Below are 14,976 nucleotides of genomic sequence, written 5' to 3'. Positions count from 1 at the left end.
CGGAACCAGTACTCGGCGTCATCGGTGAAGATGGCGCGGACATCGTCGGGGTTCTCGGTCTGCCAGGCGGTGATGTATCCGTCCAGCCATTCGCGTGTTCTGCTCATGCGGATGGTCTACTCCGGGGTGCGGACAGCGTGCGGCGGGGTTGACGGGCCGTCGGGGCTGTGCGCCTCCCAACGGGGGGGTAATCCACCACGGAGCTCAGGGAGGAGGGATGACACCAGTGCGGCTGCGACCTCAGAACGGCGGGGAGTCGAACTCGTCGGGTTCGGTCGCGAACGCGACTTCGCTCACCGGGCGGTCGATGTAGACCCGGCCCGTGGGCGAGGTCCATTTCAGCACCCCGCCACCGAGCTGTTCCACGCGCCAGGTCGAGTGGTGTTTTGCGGTGTGATGTCGCTCGCAGAAGTGAGCGAGGTTGCAGACGGCGGTCGGCCCGCCCCGCGCGTGGTCGATCGTGTGATCGATGTCGCACAGCCGAGCCGGCACCCGGCAGGCGATGAATCGGCAGTGCTGATCGCGGGTGCGCAGGTAGCGGCGCATCTCTTCGGAGGGGCGGTAGCGGTCAACGGCGAGGACCGCCCCCGAGATCGGGTGGGTGAGGATGCGGTCCCACCCGGGTGCGCCGGCCGCGAGGGTGCGTGCCGTCGCGGCGTCGATGGGGCCGTGCCCGACGAGGGTGGTGGATTCGAAGGGATCGGCCACGTGGTCGCCGATGAGCGTGAGGACCGGCACCGTGACCTGCACGTTCGCGCGGATCGAATCCAGCCCGCCGGGGATCGCGACCGACGACGGCGCGCCGGTGAGTAGCAGGTCGCTCAGCGCGTCGGCGCGCAGTTCGTTCAGCGTGCGGGTGTCGGGGGTGGCATCCGCCTGTACCGCATCGGCCGGGATGAGAGCGTCGTCATCGCCGCCCGAAGCGCGTGTCGTCTGGGCGATGCGCGCGGTCTGCGAGATGCGGTCGTACGCGCCGTGAGCGAGCGCAGCGGGCAAGACCGCGACGAGTTCGGCCATGCCGTCGTCGAGGTCGGTGATGGAGACGCTGCGCCGCAACCGCGCCTGGTGGTGGCGCTCGTCGACGGTGGTCTCGGAGAACCACTGGGCGCGGAGCCGCGCGATCGGCGCCACCCGCGTCGCCGCTTCGGATTCGGCGTAGGGCAGGATGGCGGCTTCGTATTCGGCGCGCAGTTCAGGACGTGTGATGATCGCGCCGTTGCTGACGATGACGCGCACGTGGGCGCTGGAGATTCGGCCCGCTTCGAGTGAGGCGAGGGTGGCCGGGTAGTCGTTGACGAGGGTGGAGGCGTCGCCCATCTGCCGCTGCACGGTGCGGTCGCTGACGCGCCAGGCGGCGGCGATCTCGGATGCCGCGATGCGGTGCGGCATCTCGGCTTCGGAGCGGTGCTGCAGTCCGGCATCCGTCACCCAGTCGTCGACGATGGCGTCGGTCTCGGCGAGCAGCCGAGCCTCATGAGCCTGCAGGCGCGCCATCTGCTCGCGCACCCCGATCAGGTCGGGAAGCACCTCGCCGAGCCGGTCGACAGCGCGCGCCGCGGCCTCGTCGGCGGGGAGGTAGCTGGTCTTCGGCATGCATCCATTGTCGCGCGAACCTCGGACATTTGTTCGAGTGTCCGGGCGGTTGTGGATAACTTCCGGGCGCGGGGGTCGCGGCAACCCGCGCTCGCCGCCCGCCTGGGAGAGGGTCAGGCGATGGCGGCGCGACGGCGGCCCAGGAGAGCGCGGACGGCCAGACCGATCGCGGCCACGACGATTGCGGTGAGGATCGGCGGCAACGCCAGCGCAGGCTCGAACAGGGCCATGCGGAACACGCCGAGCCCGTAGTCGAGCATGTCGGCGGGGCTCTCGGCCAGTACGCGCGAGCCGACCGCGTTTGTCAGACCCGTGATGAAAGCCGGCGTCATCCAGACTGCGACAACGGCCGCGATGGCCGCGATGATCCTCCCCGCCGTGTCGACGCCCGTCCACGCGATCGCCGCGCCCACCAGCACCGGAGGCACCCACTGCGCCAGCCACATGGCGGCGGGCAGCGTCGCGGGAGACGAGCCGAAAGGCACGATGATCGAGGACAGCCATCCGCTGGTGACGGCCGAGCCGACCGCGAGACCGAGCAGTGCGCCGGCGCGCGGCGCGGTCGCGATGAGGGTCGTGACGGCCAGCCCGAGGGCGACCGTGAGCACGCAGCCGAGGCTCAGGCCGACCACGTAGATCGTCGACTCGGTGCGCTCCTGCAAGGTGTCGGCGACCGTGACGGCGGTCTGCGCAACGGCAGCCAGCTGGAGAAGGCCGACGGCGGCGAGCAGCAGGGCCGTTCCCGACCGTCTCGAGCGGGCGCCGAGCGCGCGGCCTGCGATGCCGGCGAGAGCGGCGCCGACGACGATCACCGACAAGATCAGGCCCACCGAGTACTGGCTGAACGGCAGCAGCACGATCGGCGGGACCGTCGGTGTGAACGCCCACAGGTTCTGGATCGGCATGCGGGCGCCGGTGAGGAGCCACGGGAGCAGTCCGACCAGCACGGCAGTCGCCCCGGTGACAGGGAAGAGCCAGAGCGGGTGGGTGCGCGGCAACATCCGATCCACCGGCGCGGACGTGACAGGCTCGGCACTCATGGCTCCCCCTCGGCCGGGCTCGACGTGGACCGGCGGCGCCAGCCTAGGGGCGGGGCGGCGGGATCAGGAGATCAACACGTGCGCCGCGGCGTCCATGTGCTCGCGCACGGCAGCGGCAGCGGCATCCGGGTCGCCGGTCGCGATGGCGTCGACGAGCGCCAGGTGGCGTGCGACGTTCATGTTCTCGATCGCCCGATCGAGACCGGAGTGAGTGATCGACATCTGGATGGAGCCTTCGAGAGCCGTCCAGGCGCGCACGAGCGTTTCGTTGCCCGTGAGTCGGCACATCTCGAGGTGGAAGTCGAGGTCGGCGCGCATGCGGTGCTCGAGGGATTCGGGGACCCCCGCCATTCTGTTCGCCATCTCCGTCAGACGGGCGACGGGTTCTTCTCGGTCCGCCCGGACGGCGAGGGTGCGGGCTGCCAGCGCTTCGAGCGCCGCACGCACCTGGAACAGGTCGCGCAGCTCCTGCTCGCTCATCTGCCGCACCATCAGGCGACCCCGGCCGCCTTCGGTCAGCAGGCCTTCGAGCTGCAGGGTGCGCATCGCCTCGCGCAGCGTGCCGCGGCTGATCTGCAGCCGGCCGGCCATCTCGATCTCGGAGACGTGGGAGCCCTGCGCAAGCTCGCCCGACGCGATCGCGTGCCGCAGCGCTTCGACGGCTTGCATCCGCAGCGTGGTGCGCTGCAGGCCGAGGAGGGAGGGACTCTCCGCCACGTGATGACCTACAATCCGATTGTCGACAATGTCCGATATCAGCAGTCTATGGGCTGCCTGCGCCTCGCCGGCGAGGCCGTCGCCCCGGGCTGGTGCCCGGCGCGACGGGCACGGCTATCGTGCGGCCACCGCCGGCGCGGTCTCTCGGCTCGCCCGCTCTGCGAACGCCCGCTGCTGCGGTGTCCACGTCTCCTTCGTGAGGAGTGCTGAGATGAGGCCGATCAGCGCGTAGAAGGAGAAGAGGGATGCCGGGCCGATCCAGCCGAAGGACGTGAACAGCAGCGTGGTCACGAACGGGGTGAACCCCGAGACCATCGCGGAGATCTGATAGGCCAGGGACGCGCCCGATGTGCGGGTGTTCGCCGTGAAGAGCTCCGGGAACCAGGCGCCCTGGGCGCCCGCCAGCGCGTTTTGGAACACCGTGTACGACAGCACGATCACGATGACCACCATCGGGTAGACGGCGGTGTTGACGCCCAGGAACATCAGGTAGCCCCAGACCACGCCCAGTGCGCAGACGACGATGTAGAGGGGTCGGCGCCCGATGCGGTCGGTGAGCTTCGCCCAGCCCCACGTGGCGAAGATGCCGATGCCTGCGGCGATGCACAGCGCGGTGAGCGTCTGCCAGCTTTCGGTGATCTGGTTGGCGTTGAGGTAGGAGATGAGGTAGGTCACCGACACCGCATAGCCCGCGGTCTCGGCAACGCGCAGGCCGATTCCTCGGAGGATGTTCGCCCAGTCGTTCCTGATCACGGTCAGGAGCGGGAACTTCAGCACCTCTCCGGTCTTCTTCACGTCTTCGAAAACCGGGGACTCCGGCACCTTCGACCGGATGACGAGGCCGACGGCGACGAGCACGATGCTCGCCAGGAAGGGCACGCGCCAGGCCCAGTCGCCCGGCAGGTGCACCGTCACCAGGAAGACGAGGTTCGCCAGCAGCAGCCCGACGGGGAACCCCGATTGCACGATCCCGGTGAACGATCCCTTCTTCCTCCACGGCGCATGCTCGTAGGTCATGAGGATGGCCCCGCCCCACTCGGCGCCGAAGGCGAGTCCCTGGATGACACGCACGATCACGAGCAGGATCGGCGCGACGATTCCGGCCGTGGCGTACGTGGGTAGCAGGCCGATGACGAACGTGGCGACACCCATGAGTATGAGCGAGGCGACCAGCACGGGCTTGCGCCCGACCCGATCGCCCAGGTGTCCGCCGATGATGCCGCCCAGGGGCCGCGCGGCGAAGCCGACGCCGAGGGTGGCGAAGGACAGCAGCGTGCCGGTCACCGGGTCGTTTCCCGGGAAGAACGCCGTGCCGAAGTAGAGCGCAGCGGCCGTGCCGAACCCGATGAAGTCGTAGGTCTCGATGACCGCCCCCACGCCGGATCCGACGGCGACCTTCTTGACTGATTCCGTGCCGTTCACGGGCCCGCGCATGCGGGTGACGTCGTCGGTCATCTCGATCCCTCTCTCACGCCATTGTGTGTACCGCGGTGATGCGGTGCACGGCCAGTATGCGAGCACCTTCCCGTCATTGTCAACAGTCGGACAGTTGTACTGTCGGCGGGACTGTGTTTCCATGGACCCACCGCGATGTCGCGGGGAATGGACGGGGAACATGACCAGCAGACGTACTGCGGTGATCACGGGGGCCGCAGCGGATCGGGGGATCGGTCGGGCCGTGGCCCGGGCATATGCGGATGCCGGCTGGGCGGTCGCCCTGCTCGACCTCAACGGCGAACTTGCCGCAGAGGTCGCCGAGTCGATCGGCATCGACATCGGAGTGCCGGCATTCGGTGGGCCCATCGACGTCGCCGACGAGGCATCGGTCGCCCGCGCCCACGCCGCCGTCTCCGGGCAGGTCGCAGCGGGGGTGCTGCCTCCGGTAGGCGCTCTGGCGAACATCGCCGGCATCACTTCGCCGGTGCCCTTCCTCGAGACGACGCTTCAGCTGTGGAACACCGTCATGGCGGTCAACGCCACCGGCACCTACCTCGTGACCAAGGCGTTTCTGCCCGGCATGCTCGAGCAGGGCTTCGGACGCATCGTCAACATGTCGTCGGTATCGGCCCAGCGTGGTGGCGGTGTCTTCGGCAAAGTGCCGTACTCGGCAGCCAAGGCCGCGATCCTCGGCTTCACCAAGGCACTCGCCCGCGAGATCGGGCCAAGCGGCGTGACGGTCAACGCGGTGGCCCCGGGCGCCGTCGACACCAACATCCGCGTCGGCAGCTCGTCGGAGCAGGAAGCGGCGATCGCGCGGGACATCCCGGTCGGTCGCACCGCGACCCCTGAGGAGGTCGCCGCCATCTTCGTCTTCCTCTCCAGCGACGCCGCCGGATACCTGCAGGGAACCACCATCGACATCAACGGCGGCTCGCACCTTCACTGAGCCGCTGCCGCACGACACGAAGGAGTGGAACGTGACCACGACCACCGCAGCATCCGCAGACGTGGCCCAGCGCACGCAGCGTGTGCGCGAAGCCGCACAACGCATCAGGCTCAACGCCCTGCACATGGGGGAGGTGCAGGGGCAGGGATATGTCGGGCAGGCGCTCGGTGCCGCCGACATCTTCGCCGCGGTCTACATCGACCAGCTGCGCCATCGCCCCGGCGACCCCCGCTGGGCGGGGCGGGACCGCCTGCTGCTGTCCACCGGGCATTACGCCATCGGGTTGTACGCCGCGCTCGCCGAAGCCGGCATCGTGCCCGTGGAGGAGCTGGACACCTACGGATCGGATGATTCCCGGCTGCCGATGTCGGGCATGGCCAGCTACACCCCTGGCATGGAGATCTCCGGGGGCTCCCTGGGGCACGGCCTCACCGTCGCCGTGGGAATGACCCTGGGGCTGCGGCACCAGGGCAGTGACGCGCGCGTCATCAACTTCCTCTCCGACGGCGAGCTGAACGAGGGGTCCACGTGGGAGGCCGCGATGGGCGCGGCATCCCATCGGCTCGGCAACCTCATTGCGCTCGTCGACATGAACGCGCTGCAGGCCGACGGGCCGACGGCATCCGTCTTGAGTATCGAGCCCGTCGAGGCGAAGTGGGAGTCGTTCGGCTGGCACACCCAGCGGGTGGACGGCAACGACCCCCAGGCGCTCCTCGAGGCCTTCGACGCCATCGGTGGGCGGCAGGCCACCGGGGCGCCCCACGTGATCGTGTGCGACACGACGGTCGGGCGCGGCGTACCGCTGCTGGAGCAGCGCGAGAAGAACCACTTCATGCGGATCGATGAGCACGAGTGGTCGATCTGCCGGGAACAGCTGATCACCGGATTCAAGGGAGCATCACGATGAGCACCACAGCACCCAGGCTGAAGACGTCGGCGATGATCGCCTCGTTCGCCGATGCGGGTCAGAAGACCGCCCCGACTCCGTTCGGGCACGCGCTCGCACGGCTCGGCGACAGCGACGAGCGTGTCGTCGGACTCAGCGCGGATCTGGCCAAGTACACCGACATGCACATCTTCCGCCAGGCTCACCCCGAGCGCTTCTTCCAGATGGGGATGGCCGAGCAGCTGCTCTTCGGGGCGGCGGCGGGCATGGCCGAGGTGGGCCTCGTGCCCTTCGCCTCCACCTACTCGGTCTTCGCGAGCCGACGGGCGTACGACTTCATCTGCCTCGACATCGCCGAGCCGAACCTCAACGTCAACGTCGTCGGCGGGCTCCCTGGCCTCACGACCGGGTACGGGCCCAGTCACCAGGCGACCGAGGACATGGCGATCTTCCGGGGCATGCCGAACCTCACGATCGTCGACCCGTGCGACTCCGTCGACATCGAGCAGGCCGTGCCGCAGTTGGCGGCCGCGCCCGGTCCCACTTATCTGCGGCTGCTGCGAGGCAGCGTGCCCACGGTGCTCGATGAGTACGACTACACGTTCGAGCTGGGTAAGGCCAAGGTGCTGCGCCCCGGAGCCGACGTCGTCTTCGTCTCGAGCGGGCTCATGACCATGCGCGCGCTGCAGGCCGCCGAGCGGCTCGCGGCCGACAGGATCGATGTCGCGGTCGTGCACGCACCCACCATCAAGCCCTTCGACGAGGACACCGTCGTGCGCGAGCTCGACACTCCCCGTCTCGCGGTGACCCTGGAGAACCACACGGTCGTCGGCGGCCTGTTCGAGACGGTGGCGTCCGCGTTGGTGCGTCGTGGCGTCGCGCGCCGGGTGGTGCCCGTGGCGCTGCCCGACCGGTTCCTCGATGCCGGCGCCCTGCCGACCCTGCACGAGCGCTACGGACTGTCGACGGATGCCATCGTCGCGCGGGTGCGCGGGGAGCTGCGCGCGGCGGGGTAGGGGCGGGGTGTCAGGCCTCGCTCAGTACCAGCCGACCGACTGCGAGTGACCCCACGCGCCGCACGGCGAGCCGTAGCGACCCGAGATGTAGCCGAGGCCCCAGGCGATCTGCGTGGCGGGGTTGGTCTGCCAGTCGGCGCCGGCGCTGGCCATCTTGCTGCCGGGAAGGGCCTGAGGAATGCCGAAGGCGCCGCTCGAGCGGTTGTGCGCCTGGTAGTTCCAGCCCGACTCCTTGTTCCACAGCGACACGAGGCATCCGAACTGGTCCTCGCCCCAGCCGTAGCCGGCGAGCATTCCGCGCGCCGTCGCCTGCGCGTCAGCGGGGCTCGTGCCGCCCACGGCGCCGCCGGTCGCATAGTTCGGGGTGGGGGCTGCGGCGGCGGTCGAACCCGACGAAGTCGGCCGGGCCGACTGCGCCTCCGCGGCGGCGGCTGCTGCAGCGGCGGCGGCCGCTTCGGCCTCGAGGCGGGCCTTCTCTGCGGCGACGCGCTCGGCCTCGGCGGCGATGGCCGCGTCGAGCCGCCCGCGCAGGCCGGCGGCCGCCTCGGTGACCTCGGCTGCCTCGGCATGCACGTCGTCGATGGCATCCTCGAGGTCGGCGAACTCGAGCGCCTGTGCGCGCTGCAGCTCTTCGACCTCGGACTGCAGTGCTGCGGTGTCGACAGAGGTGACGGGCGAGCCGATGTCGAGTCCCGATGCCGCGATGTCCGCGGCCACGGTCTGGGAGTGCGTCATGGCGACCTGGGCGACCGCGATGGCCTCATCGGCGGCCGAGACGACGTCGCTGGGCGTCGACGCCTCGGGGGCGTCGGGGTGCAGCGGCGTGATCGACGATGCGAGGACGAAGGTCGGCGCGGTGGCGCTCAGGGCCTGGGCGGTCGATACGGGCGTTCCGGTGGAACACGCGGCGGCTGCGAGGCCGACCACAAGCGTCGCCGCCACCAGAATTGGGCGACGTCGCGAGCGGCGTTCGGTCTGGCGGTTGGTGCGGCGGGAGTGCTGGACAGTCGGGTCTGAAAGCAAGAGAAAACCGGTTCCGTATGTCGAGGGCGCGCCGGTTGTGGCGCATCGCAATCCGTTCGGGCGGATACAAGTGCCCGAGTTTGGTTGCCCTTTCTGGACGGTTCCGGTGCGTTACCTGAACGTTACCTGGGAGTCGAGCGGCGAAAACGCGTGGTCAGACCCCGCTTTCGCCGGTAGCTCACAGCGATCTAGGCGAACCGCACCCAGTTCGCGCCGACGCCGGTTTCTGCGCGCTGTCGCAGGTTGAGATCGTCGCCGTCGATCGTGTACAGCGACACGGTCGTCGAGCGCTCGCCCGCCGCCACGAGGTACGCGCCGTCGGGGCTGACGTCGAATCCGCGCGGCTGCGGCTCGGTCACGGTGAACCGCTCAGGCGCCGACACCGACCCGTCGGCGGCGACGGAAACCGCGCCCAGCGTGCTCTCGGTGCGCTCCGAGCACCACAGCCGCCGCCCGCCGTCGGAGAAGTGCAGATCGGCGCCCCAGATGTAGTGGTTCGCCATCGGGTCGGCGCCGAACTCGCTGTGGCCGAGGCCCTTGGTGGTGTCGTACGCGGTCGTGGCATCCTGCAGCGTCAGCGCGCCCGTCTCGGTGTCGCGCGCGTAGTGCAGCACCTCGCCGGAGAACTCGGTGAGGACGTACACGGCATCCTGCGCGTCGTTGAGCACCAGGTGACGCGGCCCGCTGCCGGCGGGAGCGGCGACCGTCTCGGGCTCGAGCGGCACGAGGGCCAGGTCGTCGGCCAGCGCGTACTGCGCGACGAGATCGGCGCCGAGCGAGACGAAGTACGCGAAGCGGCCGTCGGCGCTGGGGAGCACCGAGTGCAGGTTCGGGAACTCGATCCGCGACACCGGTTCACCCACCACACCTTCAGCGATCGTGCAGGTGATGCCGAGCCCGCCGCTGTATGACGCGGCGAGCAGGCCGGTGCCGCCGCGGGTGAGCGCGACGTAGTTCATGCTGCCCGGCACGTCGCGGCGCGAGCGCGGGGTGAGCTGACCGGTTGCGCGGTCGAGCGAGAGAGTCAGGATGCCGGCGGATTCGCCCTCGGCATCGCCCTTGACCGCCGCATAGACGAGGTCGCGCTCGGCGTCGACGGCGAAGGTGGAGCAGCCCGTCAGCCCGCCGGTGACGGCGAGGCGCTCGAGCTCGCCGTCGGCGAGCCGGAACGTGCTGAGGGAGCCGTCTCCGGCGTTGGCGACGAGGACGAGGCGCGTGTCGGTCGAGTCGGTCATGTGTCGATCGTAGGAGGCCGGGTGGATTTGCGGTGGAGAGGTTGCGCGGGGCTGCGCGGGCGTTTCGTCTCGCTTCGCCCGCTCGACGACCGGGCTCAGCGACCGGGGGTGCCGCCGTCGAGCCGATGCCCCTGCACGGCGTCGTACGTGCGGCGCAGCAGCTCGCCGGCGCGGTCGATCTCGCCCTGCAGCAGCCGCACCACCACGAAGTCGACGATCGCCATCTGCGCCAGCCGGCTCGACATCGCCCCGGTGCGGTAGCGCGATTCCCGCGCGCTCGTCACCAGCAGATGGTCGGCGACGTCGGCGATGGGGGAGTCGGGGTAGTTCGTGATCGCCACCGTCGTGGCGCCGCGCTCGCGCGCGAGCGCCAGCACCTGGTTGGCTTCGAGCGTCTGCCCGGAGTGCGAGATCGCCACCGCCACCCCGCCCGGCCCGGTCAGGGCGAACGACGTCAGGGCGAGGTGCGCGTCGGACCAGCAGAACGTCGGCACGCCGATGCGGTGCAGCTTCAGCTGCAGGTCCTGTGCCGTCAGCCCGCTCGACCCGGCCCCGAACGCGTCGATGCGGTGCGCGCCCCTGATTGCGGCGACGACGGCATCCAGCGCCTCGAGGTCGAGGCTGCGCGCGGTCTCCTCGATCGCGCGCGCCTCCTCGTAGGCCACCTTCGTCACCACGTCGAGCGCCGAATCGGTCGCGTCGATGTCGGCGTCGTCGACGCGGAACAGCTCGCGCGCGGCCTGCTCGCGACTGTGGGCCGCCGCGATCGCGATGCGGAAGTCCTTGTACCCGCCGAATCCGACCGCCCGGCAGAACCGCGCCACCGACGCGGGCGACGTGTCGGCGAGCTCGGCCAGCCGCGTGATCGACGACTCGACCACCACCGACGGCTGGTCGAGCACGACGTCGGCGATGCGCCGTTCGGCCTTGGACAGCGACGGCATGTGCTGACGCAGTGAGACGAAGACGTCGGTCATCGGTGGTCTCCCCAGGCCGCCGCGGCGGCATCGGTGACCCGGCGACGCATCGCCTGGATCGGCTCGGCCGAGGTGCGCTGCGGATGCACCCGGTTGGTCAAGAACACTACCGACCGCCGCCCCCGCGGCTCGGTCGCGGCGGCGGTGCCCGTGAAGCCGGTGTGGCTCACGACGGGCCGCCGCAGTCCACCGGTCCACGTCTCGTCGATGCGCGGCCCGAGCGCCTGCCCGTACCCGTCGTCGGCGACGGCGACCGGTGTGGTCATCGCCCGCACGACGGATGCCGGCAGCGCACTGTCACCGGGTGGCTGGCGCAGCGCCTCGGCGAGGCGCAGCAGGTCGCGCGCGGTGCCGAAGAGGCCCGCGTTGCCGGCCACCCCACCGAGCGCCCAGGCGGTCTCGTCGTGCACCTCGCCCTGCACCATGCCGCGCGCCGGGTCGGTCTGGAACTCGGTCGCCGCGACGCGGTTGCGCAGCACCGCGGGCGGCCGGAATCCCGATTCGCGCATCCCCAGCGGCGCGAGCACGCACCGCTCGGCCAGCACGTCGAGCGAGGCGCCCCCCAGCGCCTCGGCGGCCAACCCCGCCCAGATGTACCCGACGCACGAGTACCGGTGCCCGCCCGGGGCGTCGACGGGCCGCGCCCCGGTCCGGAACCTCGCCGCGCCGGGGTCGGGGGAGCGGTCGTGCCATTCGGGCGGGAACCCCGCGGTGTGGCTGAGCAGGTGCGCCACGGTGACGTTCTGCAGCGAAGGCTCCGCGAATTCCGGCAGCACCTGAGCCACGGGCAGCGACGCGTCGCCGCCGCGCTCGTGCAGCAGCGTCAGCAGTGTCGCCGCGGTCACGAGCTTGGTGATCGAAGCGAGGTCGAAGCGGGTCGTGGCATCCGCTTCTGGCCACGCCTCGGCGGCCGGGGCGCCCGCTGCGTCCCACGTGCGGGTGCGGCCGACGGCGTGCTCGGCCACCACCTCGCCGTCGATGGCGATGAGCAGTGCGGCGGCAGGGAAGACGCCGTCGTCGAGGCCCGCCCGGAGGACCGCATCGATGTCGTTCTCGTTACGCACATGAAAAAAATAACCGAGAACCTTTGCAAGAGCGACAGTTTTGTCCATACTGGGTTCTCGACCACCCGATGACGTGTTAGGACGAGTCCGGCCGATGCCTGTGCACCCCCTCCCGCTGCCTCCCACCGAGCTGCGCCTCGACGCGTCGACCCACCTCGACGCCCTGGCCAGTCTCGAGGTGCTGCGCCTGCTCAACGCGCAGGACCGGGTGGCTGTCGACGCGGTCGAGGCGATCCTGCCGCAGCTGGCCGAGGTGGTCGACGTCGCCGCCGAGCGGTTCCGCCGCGGCGGCACGGTGCACTACTTCGGCGCGGGCACGTCGGGGCGCCTGGGCGTGCTGGATGCCGCGGAGCTGCTGCCCACGTTCAACCTCGAGCCGGAACGGGTCATCGGCCACATCGCCGGGGGACCGGCGGCGCTCGTGAAGGCGGTGGAGGATGCCGAGGACTCCGAGGCCGCCGGCCGTGCCGACGCCGCGGGCCTCGGCCCCGACGACGTCGCCCTCGGCCTGGCCGCGAGCGGCAACACCCCTTACGTCGGCGGCGCACTCGCCGCCGCGCGCGAGGGCGGCGCCTACACCGTGCTCGTCTCCAGCAACCCGCACGCGGCCCTGGCCCCTCTCGCCGACGCGAACATCGTCGTCGACACCGGACCGGAGGTGCTCACCGGCTCCACGCGACTGAAGGCCGCCACCGCTGAGAAGCTCGTGCTCAACGGATTCTCGACCGCGCTCATGGTCGCCGTCGGGCGGACGTGGTCGAACCTCATGGTGTCGGTCGTGGCCACCAACGCCAAGCTGCGACTTCGGACCGTGCGCATTCTGCAGCAGGCAGCCGGTCTCGACGAGCAGGCCGCGCGCGACGTGCTCGCCGCCGCCGACGGCGAGCTGAAGACCGCGATCGTCGCCGCGCTCGCCGACGTGGCGCCCACCGATGCCCGTGCCCTGCTCACCGGCAACGACGGGTCCGTGCGCGCCGCGCTCGCCGCGGCATCCGCCGACGCAGCCCCGCGCACCACCGAGTCGTACCCGACCTGATCACCCACACCGAAGGAGAACCCCATGAGGACACGCTTCCTCACCACCGCCGCGCTCGTGGCGGGGTCCGCGCTCGTGCTCAGCGCCTGCGCGCCCAGCGCGAACAGCGACGACGACACCGCGGCGACCGAGGAGGACGTCACGCTCACCGTCTGGTCGTGGCGCACCGAGGACGTCGAGGCCTACAACACCATCTTCGACGTGTTCGAGGAGCAGAACCCCGGCATCACCGTGGAGTTCGAGGCGTTCCAGAACACCGAGTACAACCAGATCCTCACCACCGGGCTCGCCGGCAGCGACGGACCTGACGTGCCGATGGTGCGCGCCTATGGGCAGCTGCAGCCGAACATCGAGGCCGGCCAGCTCGAGCCCATCGACGGCGAGGTCGAGGGACTCGACGCCATCGCCGAGAGCGTCATCGCCGGCGCGAAGGGCAAGGACGACGGAAAGATCTACGCCGTGCCGCTGGCGACGCAGACGCTGCAGATGTTCTACAACAAGCAGATCTTCGACGACAACGGGCTCGAGGTGCCCACGACGTGGGATGAGTTCATCGAGGTCAACGAGGCGCTGAAGTCCGCAGGCATCACGCCGATGGCCCTGGGCGCCAAGGACGACTGGGTGCTGCCGATGTTCGCCGATGTCATGGGAAGCGCCCGCTACGGCGGGTCGGACTTCGAGCAGAAGGTGCTCGCCGGCGAGACCGACTTCACCGACCCCGACTACGTCGCGTCGCTCGAGATCCTCTCGGAGGTGCAGCCGTACCTCACGCCCGACGTCGTGGGTGTCGGCTACACCGACAGCCAGATCCAGTTCACCTCGGGTCAGGCTGCGCAGTTCCCCGGCGGCTCGTTCGAGATCGCGACGTTCCGCAACCAGGCGCCCGACCTCGAGTTCGGCTCGTACCAGGTGCCGCTCCCCGAGGACGCCGTGCTCGACCAGCCCGTCTCGCCCGGTTACGCCGACGGCAATTTCGCGATCAACGCCAAGTCGAAGAACAAGGACGCCGCGTTCACGCTGCTCAACTGGCTGGCGACCCCCGAGTTCGGCCAGCTCGTCGCCGACGAGCTGAACCAGTTCTCGGCGATCCCCGGAGTCACCTACTCCGACGAGGTCATGCAGGAGGCGTGGGACAACTACGAAGCCAGCCAGGCCCCGTACCTGCTGCTGGTGAACTTCCGTTATGGCGAGCCGCTCGGAACCGCCGTGCTCGGCACCGAGATCCAGCGGATGTTCCTCGGCGAGGTGGATGCCGCGGGTGCGGCGGCCAACCTGCAGGCAGGCATCTCGCAGTGGTTCACGCCCGGGCAGTGACCCGCGACCCCGACGTCGTCAGCTGACGGCATCCATTCAACGAGGAGTGACGAAGACCATGTCCGCCATCGCCGTGCCGAAGGTGCGCCGCAAGCGCGTCACCACCGGCGTGACCCTGTCCCGCCGGGCGGGCATGGTCTTCGTCCTCCCCGCGCTCGTGCTGTTCGCGGTGTTCATCGCCTATCCGCTGTTCACCGCGCTCAGCTACTCGTTCTTCTCGTGGACGGGCATCGTCCGCGGCGACTTCGCCGGGGTCGACAACTACGTCACGCTGTTCACCAAGCTGCCCTACAGCACCGACATCCCCAACGCCTTCGTCCACAACCTGATGCTGTTCTTCGGGGCGATGGTGTTCCAGAACACCGTCGGGCTGGGTCTCGCGGTGCTGCTGCACCGGATGGGCCGGCTCAAGCGGTTCTTCCAGACGATGTACACGCTGCCCTACCTGGTCTCGCCGCTGGTGATCGGCTACCTCTGGTCGCTCATGCTGTCGCCGCTGTTCGGTCCGGTCAACGCGGTGCTGCGCGCGGTGGGGCTCGAGGAGTTCGCACAGCCGTGGCTGGGCAACCCGCAGACGGCGATCTGGGTGGTCGTGTTCGTGACCGCCTGGCAGTGGATCGGGTTCCCGGTGCTGCTGTACGGCGCAGCGCTCGGCGGCATCCCGCAGGAGCTCGATGAGGCCGCGTCGC

At 70.0% G+C, this 14,976-nt stretch carries 14 protein-coding genes; 6 read left to right on the top strand and 8 right to left on the bottom strand.

Annotated elements, in window-relative coordinates; translation table 11 throughout:
* Positions 1 to 240 precede the first annotated feature (240 nt).
* From NQ160_RS08460 to NQ160_RS08445, 4 genes are all read right to left on the bottom strand, one after another.
* Positions 241 to 1,593 carry an HNH endonuclease gene (locus tag NQ160_RS08460; RefSeq protein ID WP_257514786.1) on the bottom strand — a complete coding sequence of 451 codons (1,353 nt, stop codon included), beginning with the start codon at positions 1,591 to 1,593 and terminating at the stop codon, positions 241 to 243.
* A 113-nt stretch (positions 1,594 to 1,706) separates the two neighbouring features.
* Positions 1,707 to 2,633 carry a hypothetical protein gene (locus NQ160_RS08455; RefSeq protein WP_257514785.1) on the bottom strand — a complete coding sequence of 309 codons (927 nt, stop codon included), beginning with the start codon at positions 2,631 to 2,633 and terminating at the stop codon, positions 1,707 to 1,709.
* Positions 2,634 to 2,696: 63 nt separating this feature from the next.
* A complete protein-coding gene (locus tag NQ160_RS08450; protein ID WP_257514784.1) occupies positions 2,697 to 3,350 on the bottom strand; it encodes a GntR family transcriptional regulator in 654 nt (217 codons plus the stop codon).
* Positions 3,351 to 3,464: 114 nt separating this feature from the next.
* Positions 3,465 to 4,805, bottom strand: a complete 1,341-nt coding sequence (locus NQ160_RS08445) for an MFS transporter (protein WP_257514782.1) — start codon at positions 4,803 to 4,805, stop codon at positions 3,465 to 3,467.
* 160 nt (positions 4,806 to 4,965) lie between these two features.
* Here NQ160_RS08445 and NQ160_RS08440 point away from each other — a divergent pair, with 160 nt between their 5' ends.
* From NQ160_RS08440 to NQ160_RS08430, 3 genes are read left to right on the top strand one after another with little or no spacing between them, the layout of a single operon-like run.
* Complete coding sequence (locus NQ160_RS08440; protein ID WP_257514781.1) at positions 4,966 to 5,736, top strand: SDR family NAD(P)-dependent oxidoreductase; 771 nt, start codon at positions 4,966 to 4,968, stop codon at positions 5,734 to 5,736.
* Positions 5,737 to 5,767: 31 nt separating this feature from the next.
* Positions 5,768 to 6,643 (top strand): transketolase, encoded by an 876-nt coding sequence (locus tag NQ160_RS08435; protein WP_257514780.1) that lies wholly within the window; start codon positions 5,768 to 5,770, stop codon positions 6,641 to 6,643.
* The gene (locus tag NQ160_RS08430) at positions 6,640 to 7,638 is read left to right on the top strand and encodes a transketolase family protein (protein ID WP_257514779.1); all 999 of its coding nucleotides are present in this window, start codon (positions 6,640 to 6,642) and stop codon (positions 7,636 to 7,638) included. The genes NQ160_RS08435 and NQ160_RS08430 overlap by 4 nt, the downstream gene beginning before the upstream one ends.
* Positions 7,639 to 7,659: 21 nt before the next feature.
* On the opposite strand, the gene NQ160_RS08425 is transcribed toward NQ160_RS08430, so the two are convergent.
* The 4 genes from NQ160_RS08425 to NQ160_RS08410 all read right to left on the bottom strand — a co-directional run bounded on the left by NQ160_RS08425 (position 7,660) and on the right by NQ160_RS08410 (position 11,937).
* On the bottom strand, positions 7,660 to 8,580 hold the full coding sequence (locus NQ160_RS08425) for a lytic transglycosylase domain-containing protein (RefSeq protein WP_257514778.1): 921 nt from the start codon (positions 8,578 to 8,580) through the stop codon (positions 7,660 to 7,662).
* A 269-nt stretch (positions 8,581 to 8,849) separates the two neighbouring features.
* Positions 8,850 to 9,896: a lactonase family protein gene (locus tag NQ160_RS08420; protein ID WP_257514777.1), complete on the bottom strand. Its 1,047-nt coding sequence runs from the start codon at positions 9,894 to 9,896 to the stop codon at positions 8,850 to 8,852.
* A 95-nt stretch (positions 9,897 to 9,991) separates the two neighbouring features.
* A complete protein-coding gene (locus tag NQ160_RS08415) occupies positions 9,992 to 10,873 on the bottom strand; it encodes a MurR/RpiR family transcriptional regulator (RefSeq protein WP_257514776.1) in 882 nt (293 codons plus the stop codon).
* On the bottom strand, positions 10,870 to 11,937 hold the full coding sequence (locus tag NQ160_RS08410; RefSeq protein WP_257514775.1) for a serine hydrolase domain-containing protein: 1,068 nt from the start codon (positions 11,935 to 11,937) through the stop codon (positions 10,870 to 10,872). The genes NQ160_RS08415 and NQ160_RS08410 overlap by 4 nt, the downstream gene beginning before the upstream one ends.
* Before the next feature lie 94 nt (positions 11,938 to 12,031).
* Here NQ160_RS08410 and NQ160_RS08405 point away from each other — a divergent pair, with 94 nt between their 5' ends.
* The 3 genes from NQ160_RS08405 to NQ160_RS08395 form a co-directional block, all read left to right on the top strand.
* Positions 12,032 to 12,973, top strand: coding sequence for an N-acetylmuramic acid 6-phosphate etherase (locus NQ160_RS08405; protein ID WP_257514774.1), 942 nt, complete (start codon positions 12,032 to 12,034; stop codon positions 12,971 to 12,973).
* A 24-nt stretch (positions 12,974 to 12,997) separates the two neighbouring features.
* A complete protein-coding gene (locus NQ160_RS08400; protein ID WP_257514773.1) occupies positions 12,998 to 14,287 on the top strand; it encodes an ABC transporter substrate-binding protein in 1,290 nt (429 codons plus the stop codon).
* Between the two features lie 58 nt (positions 14,288 to 14,345).
* Positions 14,346 to 14,976, top strand: a 631-nt coding sequence (locus NQ160_RS08395; protein WP_257514772.1) for a carbohydrate ABC transporter permease, incomplete at its 3' end; no start/stop codon positions are given.

It is taken from the genome of Microbacterium sp. zg.Y909 (assembly GCF_024626565.1).
This window is presented reverse-complemented; position numbering and strand designations above follow the sequence as displayed.